Here is a 12762-nt window from a genome sequence, read left to right as displayed (position 1 = left end):
CGAGTTGCGCCCGATGGGACCCCTTCCCTTCGGGTTGCGATCAAAAAGGCCATGCGCGGCGTTGCAAAGCCTTGTCGGGGGCCTACCCCGACGGCGTTTTGCGCCTTGCTCATGGCCTTTTTGACTCGCAACGCATCCTCCAGAATTAGTGTGAACAGGCCCTAATCCGTCCCTTCCGTTCGTCATGAGTTACGTAAACATCGCTAGTGTGGTGTTGCATGCTTGACGGCACAAATAAAACCGATGGATTTTTGTTCAGGACAAGGCGCAAACCACAGCAATAGCCCCGCTATTGCGCGGATTTGCAACGCCGTCATGGACGAAAAGACACGGTTTTATGTGCCGGATAGCGTGCAACACCACACTAGTGCCCATGTTAATCCCGCACCCGGCCCGGTGACTACGACATTTTTCCGCAAAAACCTGCCTGCCATGTCCTGCATGTCTTGAATGCCAAGGGTTTCCTTAGCCCACCGGAAAGCCCGGCGCCAGGCTTTCGCGCAGATGATCCACGAAGCACTGCACCGCGCGCGGCACCTGGGGCGCCCAGGGGCGGATCGCGTACAGCCGTTCGCCGAAAAACCCCTGCGGCGTCCATTGGGGCAGCACCGGCACCAGCTTGCGCGGCTCAAGGTAGCCGGCCGCGCTGAAGTCGGGCAGCAGGCCGATGCCCAGTCCGCCGAGCACGGCCTCGCGCAGCACTTCGCTGTTGTTGGCGCGCAGCGGGCCGTTCACTGTCACGATGACCTGCTCGGTCGCCTTGCGTGGCATGGTCCGCTCAAACGACCAGCTCTGGCTGGCTCTGTCGCGCAGGTACAGCAGGCAGCGGTGTGCGGCCAGATCGGAGGGGTGCGCGGGCGTGCCGTGGCGGCGCAGGTAGTCGGGACTCGCGACCAGCACCGAGCGCGTCTGGCACAGCACCCAGGCCACATGCGTGTCGGGCGGCGCATGGGCGTGACGGATCGCAAGGTCGAAGCCTTCCTGCGCCAGGTTGACGAAACGGTCGCTCAGGTCCAGCTCCAGGCGAATCTCTTCGTGCGCGCGCAGGAAAGCCGGCAGCGTGGGCGCAATGTGCTGGCGGCCCAGCGCCACCGGCGCCGTCACGCGCACCAGCCCGCGCGGCTGGCCGGCCAGGTCTTTCACGCTGGCAAAGCTCTGTTCGATGCGGGTGAACGAGGCTTGCGTGTCATCCACCAGCTGCTGGCCGGCCTCGGTCAGGCCGACCGAGCGTGTGGTGCGGCGCACCAGCGGCACACCGGCGGCACGCTCCAGTTCGCCGATGCGCATGCTGACCGAGGCCTTGGAGATGCCGAGGCGCCGCGCGGCCTGGGTGTAGCTGCGCGTCTGGGCCAGCACGGTCAGCAAGTGCAGGTCGGAGAACACCGGGAGGCTGGTGGGAGTGGTCATGGCGGGTATTTTGTTTAATCTATTGAACAATGTAATCAGGTTTTCGCTATTTCCAAAGCCCCTCATGAGGCATAGACTGCAAACCTTCCCCCCCCCTAGCTCACCCAAGGAATTGCCATGAACGCGCCCGACCTGACCTCCCAATCTGCCCAAACCGCCACGGTGGCTTCGATCGAACACTGGATCGCCGGCCGCGTCGTGCCGGGTCAAAGCGGCCGGCACGCCGACGTGTTCAACCCCGCCACCGGCGCCGTGACCGGCCAGGTGGCGCTGGCCAGCCACGCCGAAGTGGGCGCTGCCGTGGCCGCCGCCCAGGCCGCCTTCCCGGCCTGGGCCGACACGCCGCCGATTCGCCGCGCGCGCGTGCTGTTCAAGTTTCTGGAGCTGCTCAACACCCACAAGGATGACCTGGCCCGCATGATCACGGCCGAGCACGGCAAGGTCTTCACCGATGCACAGGGCGAGGTCTCGCGCGGCATCGACATTGTGGAGTTTGCCTGCGGCATTCCGCAGCTGCTCAAGGGCGACTTCACCGACCAGGTCTCCACCGGCATCGACAACTGGACGCTGCGCCAGCCGCTGGGCGTGGTGGCTGGCATCACGCCGTTCAATTTCCCGGTGATGGTGCCGATGTGGATGTTCCCGGTGGCGATTGCGGCGGGCAACTGCTTCGTGCTCAAGCCCAGCCCGATCGACCCCACGCCCAGCCTGTTCATCGCCGGGCTGCTCAAGAAGGCCGGCCTGCCCGATGGCGTGTTCAGCGTGGTGCAGGGCGACAAGGACGCGGTGGACGCGCTGCTGGAGCACCCCGATGTCAAGGCCGTGAGCTTTGTCGGCTCCACGCCGATCGCCAACTACATCTACGAAACCGGCGCCCGCCACGGCAAACGCGTGCAGGCCCTGGGCGGCGCCAAGAACCACATGGTGGTGATGCCCGACGCCGACCTGGAGCAGGCCGTCGACGCGCTGATAGGCGCGGGCTACGGCTCGGCCGGCGAGCGCTGCATGGCGATTTCGGTCGCGGTGCTGGTCGGCAATGTCGCGGACAAGCTGGTGCCCATGCTGGCCGAACGCGCCCAGGCCCTCAAGATCAAGAACGGCGTCGAGCTGGATGCCGAAATGGGACCCATCGTCACCCGCACGGCGCACAGCCGCATCACGGGCTACATCGAGCAGGGCGTCAAGGAAGGCGCCCAGTTGCTGGTGGACGGGCGCCGCTTCGCGGGCGCGGACGCGGGCCGCGGCTGCGAGCAGGGCTTCTGGATGGGCGGCACGCTGTTTGACCATGTGACACCGGACATGCGTATTTATAAAGAGGAAATCTTTGGCCCGGTGCTCGGCTGCGTGCGCGTCAAGGACTTTGGCGAAGCCGTGCAGCTCATCAACGACCACGAGTTCGGCAATGGCGTGAGCTGCTTCACGCGCGACGGCCATGTGGCGCGTGAATTTGCCCGCCGCATCCAGGTCGGCATGGTCGGCATCAACGTGCCGATCCCCGTGCCCATGGCCTGGCATGGCTTTGGCGGCTGGAAGAAAAGCCTGTTTGGCGACATGCATGCCTACGGCGAGGAAGGCGTGCGTTTTTACACCAAGCAGAAGTCCATCATGCAGCGCTGGCCTGAAAGCATCGCGAAAGGTGCGGAGTTTGTAATGCCTACGGCGAAGTGAATACCCCCCGCGGCCTTCGGCCGTCTCCCCCCGAGGAGGCGCCACCTGCGGACCGGCAGAGCCGGGTCCGCGATGGCACTGGCGAATACCGGCGGGTTGAACGGCGTAGAAGCAAGCTTTAGAAACAACACAAGAAGAACGACGGGACAAGACGCATGAACGAAAACATCTTTGACTACATCATTGTCGGGGGTGGAACTGCAGGCTGCCTGCTCGCCAATCGCCTCAGCGCCGACGCCTCCAAGCGTGTGCTGCTGATTGAAGCGGGCCGCAAGGACGACTACCACTGGATCCACATCCCGGTAGGCTACCTGCACTGCATCGGCAACCCGCGCACCGACTGGCTCTACAACACCGAGCCCGACGCGGGCCTCAACGGCCGGGCGCTGCGCTACCCGCGCGGCAAGGTGCTGGGCGGCTGCTCCAGCATCAACGGCATGATCTACATGCGCGGCCAGGCGCGCGACTACCAGCAATGGGCCGAACTGACCGGTGACGACGCCTGGACCTGGGACAACGCGCTGCCCTATTTCAAGCTGCACGAAGATCACTACCTGGGCGCCGACGCCATGCACGGTGCGCGCGGCACCGCCCCCGAGCTGATGAATGATTCGCAAGACCCCTACCGCAAGCTGCTGCGCGGCCGCAACGCGGGCGGCGAGTGGCGCGTGGAGAAACAGCGCCTGCGCTGGGACGTGCTGGACGCGTTCGCGCAGGCGGCGCAGCAGGCCGGCATCCCGGCTACCTCCGATTTCAACCGCGGCAGCAACGAAGGGGTCGGCTATTTCCAGGTCAACCAGAAAAGCGGCTGGCGCTGGAACACGGCCAAGGCCTTCTTGCGCCCGGCCTGTTTTGGCCGCCCGAATTTTGAAATGTGGACCAGCGCCCAGGTCTGCCGGCTGCTCGTCGAGGCCCAGGCCGACGGCAGCCGGCGCTGCACCGGCGTGGAAGTCTGGACCGGCCAGGAACGCGTAACCGCCCTTGCCACCCGGGATTCGGGCCGTGAGCAGGGCCGGATTGGCGAGGTCATCCTGAGCGCCGGCAGCATCGGCTCGCCGCAGATTTTGCAGCTCTCGGGCATTGGCCCGGCGGCCCTGCTGCGCCAGCACGGCATCCCGGTGCTGCAAGACCTGCCCGGTGTCGGCGCCAACCTGCAGGACCACCTGCAGATCCGTTCCGTTTACAAGGTGCATAGTGACAAACGCTGGGGCGTCTCGCTCAACACCATGGCCGACTCGTGGTGGGGCAAGGCGCGCATTGGCCTGGAATATGTCTTGCACCGGAGCGGCCCCATGAGCATGGCGCCTTCCCAGCTCGGCGCCTTCACGCGCAGCTCGCCCGACCAGCGCTGGCCCAATATCGAGTACCACGTGCAGCCGCTTAGCCTGGACGCGTTCGGCGAGCCCTTGCACCACTTCAACGCCTTCACCGCCAGCGTCTGCAACCTGAACCCGACCAGCCGTGGCTCGGTGCAGATCAAGAGCAATCGCTTTGAAGAGGCGCCCGCGATTGCGCCCAACTACCTGAGCACCGCCGAAGACCGCCAGGTGGCCGCCGACTCGCTGCGCGTGACGCGCCGCATTGTCAGCCAGAGCGCGCTGGCCAAATACCGGCCCGAAGAGTTCAAGCCGGGCGTGCAGTTCCAGACCGACGAAGAACTCGCGCGGCTGGCCGGCGACATTGCCACCACCATCTTTCACCCCGTAGGCACCACCAAAATGGGCCAGGCCAGCGACCCGATGGCGGTCGTCGATTCGCACCTGCGCGTGCGCGGCATTGCCGGCCTGCGCGTGGTTGACGCCGGCGTGATGCCCCTGATTACCAGCGGCAACACCAACTCGCCGACGCTGATGATTGCGGAAAAAGCCGCGCAGTGGATACAGGCCGGGGATTGAGGGCCCCAAGGGGCGGGAAACCCCCAATGCACTATCTCAGGGCGCAGGCTACATTGGTGGTCTTGCTGACGAGCCTTGCTGCTCGCAACGCGAGGAGCCGAGGAGACATGACAAAGCAACAATGATCAAATGGGCGTCCCACAGGATGTTTTTTTGACAAAGCGCTGGTGATCCCAGCGCTTTTTTCATGGCCGAATGACATTCATCAAATGCGGCACAACCCCTTATCTCAATTGCACAAGTAGCTATTAATTTAATAGCAATTTCCGCTTGCAAGCGGATGCGACAATCAGGCCATGGAATTGCTGATTGCCTCTCTCGCCTCCCTGCTGGCCGGTTTTGTGGACGCCATTGTGGGCGGCGGCGGCCTGATTCTGGTGCCCGCCCTGTTTGCCGTGTTCCCCACCACCCACCCGGCCACCCTGCTTGGCGTCAACAAAGGTGCGTCGGTCTGGGGCACGGCTGTGGCAACGCGTCAATATGCCCGGCGCGTCGACATGCGCTGGGCCGCCCTGCTGCCGGCGGCGCTGGCCGGTTTTGCCGGTTCGCTGGGCGGGGCCTGGCTGGTCACGGTGATTTCACCCGGATTTTTGCGCAAGGTCCTGCCCTTTGTGCTGCTGGCGGTGCTGCTCTACACGCTGGTCAAAAAAGACCTGGGCCGCCACCACACGCCCCGTTTTACCGGCCGGGCCGAAACGGCCGTGGCTTGCTGCATTGGTCTGGTACTGGGTTTTTACGATGGGTTTTTCGGCCCCGGCACCGGCAGTTTTTTCGTGTTTCTGTTTGTTCGCTGGCTGGGCTACGACTTTTTGAACGCCTCGGCCTCGGCCAAACTGCTCAACACCGCCACCAACCTCGCCGCGCTGGCGCTGTTTGCCTACAAGGGCCATGTCTGGTGGCATTTCGCCCTCACCATGGCTGTGGCCAATGTGGCGGGCAGCCTGCTGGGCACGCGCCTGGCGCTCAAACACGGCGCGGGCTTTGTGCGGGTGGTGTTTATTGGGGTGGTCAGCGCCCTGATCATGAAAACGGGCTACGACGCATTTTTGCGCTGAGCCAGGCTACAGCAGCGGTCTCCTGCACCAGCGTTGCGCAGGCAAAACTCAATGCACGTTGCTCGACCGAGGGGATTCGCAAAACCCGGCTGTCTTTCACGGGCGGCGGGCCATCCAGCGTCATCTAGCCCGAAAAACTCCGCACGCCGCTGACTGGGTCGTCATGGTGATGACGGTCTGCGACGCCGGCCGCGACCGGAATCGACGCACCGGAGCGGGCAAACAAGGGCAGCGTGGACAGCGGCGCCGCGACCGTGTGCACTTGGCCGGCCTCGAAGCGTGCACCGGTGTGGAAGTCGAACCACGCCTGGGGACCTTTGGGCAGGTAGACACTGCGTGACGTGGCGCCAGCGTGCACGACCGGCGCGACCAGCAGGGCGTCGCCGAGCATGAAGTCGTCGCTGTCGGCGAAACATTGCGCGTCGTCCGGAAAGTCATAAAAAGTCGGTCGAATGATGGGTTGGTGCAGACTCTGGGCGCGCTCGAAGAGCGACCACAGATACGGCATCAGGGTGTAACGCAGCCGGATCGCTGCAGCCACATCCGCCGTCACCGCCGGGTGCAGCCAGGGCACGTTGACGGTGCCATCCTCCTTCCAGGAGTTCATCACCATGCGCGGGTTCAGGCTACACGCCTGCACCCAGCGCAAAAACAGTTCAGGATCAGGTGTCGGGCCGGCGAAGCCGCCGACGTCATGGCCGATGTTGAACATGCCCGACAGGGACATTTGCAGGCCGGTGCGGATGTTCCAGCGCAAGGTTTCCCAACTGGTGGTGTTGTCGCCGGTCCAGGTTTGCGCGTAGCGCTGGATCCCCGGAGAGCCGCCGCGCGTGACGGTGAATACCTCTTCGTCGGGGCGGTGCGCGGCCTGCGCCTCAAAGGTTGCCCGCGTCATCAGCAAGGGATGCAGGGGGCGTGCGCGGTGCATAGCGATGGCTTGGCCAAAACCGTGGCACGCTGCGCCATCGTCCATGATCGCGTATTCGTTGTTGTCGTTCCAGCCGGTATCGATGCCGTAGTCCAGTACCTGCGCCTGCAGGTTTTTTTGCCACCAGGCCACGGCCGCGGGATGGGTGAAGTCGAGGTGGGCACCGACGCCGTCCCAGAATTGCTCCACCACGGGTTGCCCGCTTTGGGCGTCGTGGATGAAGCCGCCCTGCGCGCGCACCTCGCCATAGGCGGGGTGGTCATCGAGCAGGCAGGGCTTGATGTTGGCCACCACCTGCATGCCGGCACCATGGAACCTGGCGTTCAGCGACTTCGGGTCGGGGAACTTGTCGGTATTCCAGGTGAACACATAACGGCGCTTTCCGCGCGACGAGTAACCCGAGCCGTAATGGAACGACGAGCACGCGATGCCCTCGGCTTCAATGCGCGTGATGAAGGCATCGAGTTGCTTTTGCGCGTCGCTCGCATCGGTCAGCCCCATCGCCGTTTGGGCAAACCCCAGCGACCAGCGCGGCGGCAAATGGGTGCCGCCGATCAGGCGCACAAACTGTGCGATCACCTCGCCGGGTGTGTCCCCCACCATGACGTAGTAGTCCAGGTCGCCGTCATCGATTTCGACATAGCGGAATAGCTCGTGGTAGTTGTCGTGTTCGCAGCCCAGGTCGAAGGTGCACGCCGACAAGGTGTCGTAATAAATGCCCCACCACTGGCCGCTGGGGGCACGCGTCAGCACAAACGGCCAGTGTTTGTACAGCGGATCACCGTTTTTGGGGTCGTAGCCCAGAGAGTCCAGCGCCAGCGTGCGCAAGCGCCTGCCCTGCAGGTCGAGCGGCCCAGTCTTGTCACCCAGCCCGTAGTAGCGCTCGGCGCGGTCGCGCTGCAAATAGTGCCGGATGGCGCCGGTGCGCTGACTCGCGAAATACGACGAGGTCGCCCGGTCGCTGAAGAGCGCTCGTCCCTGGCTGTCCTGCCACGACAAGGTCAGCGGATCTTCCTTCAGCGTCACCGAGAGCGCGCTGGTGCGCAGAGTCACTTGTCCGGGCTGCTCGATCAGTTGTGCGCCTGGGCGACTGAATCCGCCGGTGTCGTCGCGCTGGCGTCCGGTCCAGGCGACGTCTTCGCCGGCTTGCGGCGCGATGGCCCAGGTGCGCGGCTCCCGGTAGCCGGGCGCCGGTTGGTAGCGCACGCGAACCATGGCGGATTCCAGCACCTGAATGCTAAAGCCAGCGCCGCCCTCGAGCGACAGATCGACGCCGTGTTCGTGCGCTTGGGTGACGCGGGCGCGTCCGAATGTCTTCATTGGTTTCTCCTGTTGAATGATTTGCCCAGGACCGGTTATGCCGGCAGGGTTTTGGTTACAAGCGCAGGCCGTTCTGGTCGAAGCAATGCACGTGCTCCGGCGGCACGGAAACCTTCACGGTGTCGCCGCACCGGATGGATGTCTGTCCGTTCAGGATGATCTCGAACGGCGCATCCGGCACCACGTTGCCGCGCAGGACGCTGGTGCTACCGAGCTGCTCGACCTGCGACACGACCAGGCTCAGTGGACCGCTGTCGGAAAGCTGTGCATGCTCGGGCCGGATGCCCACGGTGTGGGTGCCCGGCTTCGCCATGGGCAGGTGCATCACCGGCACGAAGTTCATGCGCGGGCTGCCGATGAAGCCAGCCACGAACTCATTGCAGGGCCGGTTGTACAACTCCAGCGGCGCGCCGATCTGCTCGATGCGGCCGGCGCGCAGCACCACGATCTTGTCGGCCATGGTCATGGCCTCGACCTGGTCGTGCGTCACGTAGATCATGGTGGCACCCAGGCGGGCGTGCAGGTCGCGGATCTCGGCCCGCATCGACACGCGCAGTTCGGCATCGAGGTTGGACAGCGGCTCGTCGAACAGGAAGAGCTTGGGCTCGCGCACGATCGATCGGCCAATGGCCACGCGCTGGCGCTGCCCGCCGGAGAGCTGGGTCGGCTTGCGCTGCAGCAGCTGTTCGAGCTTCAGCATCCTGGCCGCCGCCTGGACCTTGGTCTCGATGACCGACTTGGCCACGCCCAGGTTTTCGAGGCCGAATGCCATGTTGTCGTAGACGCTCATGTGCGGGTACAGCGCGTACGACTGGAACACCATGGAGCAGCCCCGGTGCGCAGCGGGAACGTCGTTGACGCCCTTGCCGTCGATGCGGATCTCACCGTTGGTGGCAGGTTCCAGCCCGGAGATGATGCGCAGCAGCGTGGATTTACCGCAGCCCGAGGGGCCGACGAAGACGACGAATTCACCACTGGAAACCGTGAGATCCACGCCATGGATGGTCGTGATCTTGTCAAAGGTCTTGACGATGTTGGAGAGTTGGAGAGTGGCCACGAAGATGTTCCCGTGTTGATGTCAGGCTTTACTTGACGCCGGCGCTGGCGATACCGGTGGCGATGTACTTCTGCAGGAAGGTGAAAACCAGGGTGATCGGAATCAGGGTGATGACCGTCATGGCCAGCAGGTAGTGCCATTGGGTATTGAGTTCGCCCTGGAAGGCGTTGAGCGCCAGTTGCAGCGTGAAGTTTTCCGACTTCGACAGCACGATCAGCGGCCACAGGAAGTCGTTCCAGCGCCACATGAACGAGAAGATGGCCAGCACCGCCATGGCGGGCGCAGCCAGCGGCAGGATGATCTTCCAGTAGATGCGCCATTCGCTGGCGTTGTCCATGCGCGCGGCCTCGAGCAGCTCGTCGGGAATCGTCAGCATGTACTGGCGCAGCAGGAACACGCCGGTGGGCGTGGCGACCGCGGGCAGGATCACGCCCCACAGGTTGTTCAGCAAGCCCATGCTGGAGATCACCAGGAACGCCGGCACCAGGATGATGGTGGGCGGGACCATCAAGGTCGCGATGATGAGCAGAAAAACGGTCTTCTGGCCGGTGAACCGGTACTTGGACAAGGCGAACGCCGCCATGGAGTTGATCAGCAGCGTGATGAGGGTGGCGGCCACGGTGATGAACACGCTGTTCCACAAGTAGGTGCCGAAGGCGAACTTGCCGAACAGCTCGGTGTAGTTGCCGCCGGCGAACCTCAGTTCGTTCACCGGCTTGCGCTCATTGATGTTGACGCGGACCTCGGTTTGCGGCTGCTGCGGATCCACCATGGTGGCGACGATGCCGATGCGACGTACCTGAGCCAGCTCGCGCGTGCTGCCTTGCTCGTCCTTGACCAGGTACAGCGGCAAGGGTTGGTCGTGGCCGGGCACCACCGCCGTCTTCTGGCTGTAGGGCAGGAAGCTGGGAGGAAACTGGCTCAGCGCGCTTTCGGTCTTGAAGGACGACATGACGAGCCAGAGCACCGGCCCGAACATGACCACCAGCCCGAGCAGAAGATAGCCGTAGGAAACCCAGTCGGTCCAGTGCAAGCGGCTGCGGCCGCGGGTACGGGTGAGGAAGTTCGCCATCGCTCGGTCCTTATTTCTTTGCTTTTCCGGCTTCATCGGCCCTGGACAGCCGCAACTGCGCCAGCGTCAGCGCCATAAGGCCGACAGCGAGGATCAACGAGGCGGCTGCGGCCAGACCGTACAAGTGGATCTGCTCGGCAAAACCGGTCTGGTAGATGTACTGCACGATGAAGGTGGTGGCCGATCCCGGGCCACCGCCGGTGAGCACGAACACCTCGTCGAAGATCTGCACCGCGCGGATCATCAGCAGCACCAGCACCACGATCAGGTTGGGCATGAGCAGCGGCAGCGTGATGCGCGACAACACGCGCCACGGCGGTGCGGCATCCATCTCGGCGGCCTCATACACGTCTTTCGGGATGGCCTGCAAGCCCGCCAGCAGGATCAGGGTGTAGAAACCCATGTGGGCCCAGATAGACACCACCACCACCCAGAAGAAGGCCCAGTGCCTGTCCAGCAGCCAGTTGATGGGCTCGGCGCCCACGCCCACCAGGCCGGCGTTGAGCACGCCCTGGCTTTGCAGCAGCCATTTCCAGATCAGCGCCACCACCACCGGCGACAGCAGCACGGGGTAGAAGAACACGCCGCGCCAGAAGCCACGCCCGATGATCTTGCGGTTCAGCACGAGGGCCGTGGCCAATGAGAAGAACAGCATCAGCACGACCTGGATCAGGCTGAACTTGACCGTGCTGAAGATCGAGCGCAGGAAGATGTCCGTGCGGCAGCTCTGCAGGTCCGTGTAATCGCGGCATTCCAGCAGGGTGACGAAGTTCTCCATCCCGGTGAAGGGCCGCTGCGTGGGCAGAAGGTTCACACCGCCGGTCACCGCATACGCCAGATTGATCACGATCGGCAGGAGCGTGAACAGGCCGATCACCAGCAGATTCGGCCCGACAAAGAGCCAGCCGATGCGCGAGGCGCCGAGCCATTTCTGGCCGAGCCGGAACACCGGCTCGAACAGGTTGAAGCAAAAGCCCAGAAGGCGGGAAAACACCGACATACGAACGCTCCATCAAGCCAGCGGGCTCACGCCCGCCGGACCTGTCTTCCTGTTACTTCCCCGCCTGCTTGACCGCTTCTGTCATGTCGGCGCTGATCTTGGTGACGGCTTCGTCCACGCTGATCTCGCCAACGATGGCCTGCGTGACGCGGGTCACGGTCGGCAGCATCAGGGCGCGGTTGTACTTGTAGCCCTGCAGCGCGTAGGCAGGCGGCGCCAACGTCGCGGTGCCGCTGGTGAAGACGCCGAGTGCGGCCTGGGCCGCGGGGCCGGCGCTCGGGTAGCTCACGCCCTTCTTGGCCACGCCAGCATGGGCCGGGATATTGTTGGTCTTTGAGGCGAATTCGGCGACGTTGGCTTCTTGCGCCATGAAGTCGAGGAACTGGCCCACTTCCTTCGGCGACTTGGTCGTTTTCAGCGCCGCCCAGGCGGCACCGCCGGGCATGCCGGTGCAGGCAGCCGGGCCGCAGGGATTCGGCACGGCGACCCAGTCGAACGCGTTGCCGATTTCCTTTTGCATGCGGTTGATCTGCCAGGAACCCGACAAAATCATCACCAGACGGCCGTTCTTGAACTCACCCACGGTATCGGCATAGCTGGAGCCGCCTGAGCCGCCCCACGCGTCCTTCAGCATGGTGCCGTCCTTGTGCCAGTCGACAAACTTGCGCACGGTGGTCTTGTAGCCGTCGTCCAACGCCAGGTTGCCCTTGGCGTCGAATATCTTGGCGCCATAGCTGATGGCCGGGCCTGCGAAGCGGTGGCCCGAGCGGTCCCAGGCCATGGCGGCCGGCGTCTGCGTGGCCTTGGCCACCTTGCGTGACGCGTCGACCCACTCTTCCCAGGTCGCTTTCGGCCCGGGCATGGCAATCTTGGCCTGTTCGAACAGCGTCTTGTTGACAAACGGGCCGGTCATCGTCAACTGCGACATGAAGCCGTAGATGCCCTTGTCACTGGCGCTGGGCCGCAGCCAGGGCAGGGTGGCACCGAAGTTCGCCTCCCAATAGTTGCGGTCCTTCACGTAGGGGCTGATGTCCAGATAGTACTTCGACAGCCCGCCCAGGTCGGTGAGGCGGGCGATGTCCGGCCCCTGTCCCGCAGCCAGTTGCACCGGCAGCTGCTCCAGAATCGTCTTGAACGGGACGACGTCAAGAATCACCTTGGTGCCGGCGTTTTGGGCCTCAAAACGTTTTGCCAGTGCGGCCGTGACGTCGCACTCGTTGCCATCCTGGTAACACATCACACGGATTTCGGCGTGCGCCGCGACAGGCAGCGCAGCGGCGGCCAGGCCCAGCAGGCCCGCGCCCAAGGCGGCTTTGCTGAAACGCGGCATGGAGGATAGAGATTGGAGTTTCATAGTCTT

General features: G+C 64.0%; 9 protein-coding genes. 3 read left to right on the top strand and 6 right to left on the bottom strand.

The annotated features are described in order from the left end of the window. Positions 1–465 precede the first annotated feature (465 nt). Positions 466–1407 (bottom strand): LysR family transcriptional regulator, encoded by a 942-nt coding sequence (locus V6M61_RS16615; RefSeq protein WP_332777695.1) that lies wholly within the window; start codon positions 1405–1407, stop codon positions 466–468. Between the two features lie 117 nt (positions 1408–1524). On the opposite strand from V6M61_RS16615, the gene V6M61_RS16610 reads away from it, so the two are divergent. The 3 genes from V6M61_RS16610 to V6M61_RS16600 all read left to right on the top strand — a co-directional run bounded on the left by V6M61_RS16610 (position 1525) and on the right by V6M61_RS16600 (position 6025). Then, positions 1525–3075, top strand: a complete 1551-nt coding sequence (locus V6M61_RS16610) for a CoA-acylating methylmalonate-semialdehyde dehydrogenase (protein ID WP_332777694.1) — start codon at positions 1525–1527, stop codon at positions 3073–3075. A gap of 155 nt (positions 3076–3230) precedes the next feature. Next, entirely contained in the window at positions 3231–4970 is a 1740-nt protein-coding gene (locus V6M61_RS16605; RefSeq protein ID WP_332777693.1) for a GMC family oxidoreductase, read from the top strand. Between the two features lie 296 nt (positions 4971–5266). Continuing rightward, entirely contained in the window at positions 5267–6025 is a 759-nt protein-coding gene (locus tag V6M61_RS16600; RefSeq protein ID WP_332777692.1) for a sulfite exporter TauE/SafE family protein, read from the top strand. 124 nt (positions 6026–6149) lie between these two features. Here the strand turns inward: V6M61_RS16600 and V6M61_RS16595 are convergent, their stop codons facing one another. Genes V6M61_RS16595 through V6M61_RS16575 form a run of 5 tightly spaced genes read right to left on the bottom strand, consistent with a single transcriptional unit; the run spans position 6150 to position 12756 of the window. Then, the gene (locus tag V6M61_RS16595) at positions 6150–8273 is read right to left on the bottom strand and encodes a glycoside hydrolase family 31 protein (protein ID WP_332777691.1); all 2124 of its coding nucleotides are present in this window, start codon (positions 8271–8273) and stop codon (positions 6150–6152) included. A gap of 55 nt (positions 8274–8328) precedes the next feature. Further along, positions 8329–9330: an ABC transporter ATP-binding protein gene (locus tag V6M61_RS16590; RefSeq protein ID WP_332777690.1), complete on the bottom strand. Its 1002-nt coding sequence runs from the start codon at positions 9328–9330 to the stop codon at positions 8329–8331. Positions 9331–9358: 28 nt separating this feature from the next. After that, on the bottom strand, positions 9359–10402 hold the full coding sequence (locus tag V6M61_RS16585) for a carbohydrate ABC transporter permease (RefSeq protein WP_332777689.1): 1044 nt from the start codon (positions 10400–10402) through the stop codon (positions 9359–9361). Positions 10403–10412: 10 nt separating this feature from the next. Then, complete coding sequence (locus tag V6M61_RS16580) at positions 10413–11402, bottom strand: carbohydrate ABC transporter permease (protein WP_332777688.1); 990 nt, start codon at positions 11400–11402, stop codon at positions 10413–10415. Positions 11403–11454: 52 nt separating this feature from the next. Continuing rightward, complete coding sequence (locus V6M61_RS16575) at positions 11455–12756, bottom strand: ABC transporter substrate-binding protein (protein ID WP_332777687.1); 1302 nt, start codon at positions 12754–12756, stop codon at positions 11455–11457. Positions 12757–12762: the final 6 nt, after the last annotated feature.

The organism is Polaromonas sp., from assembly GCF_036676035.1.
GTDB lineage: Bacteria > Pseudomonadota > Gammaproteobacteria > Burkholderiales > Burkholderiaceae_C > Polaromonas.
This window is presented reverse-complemented; position numbering and strand designations above follow the sequence as displayed.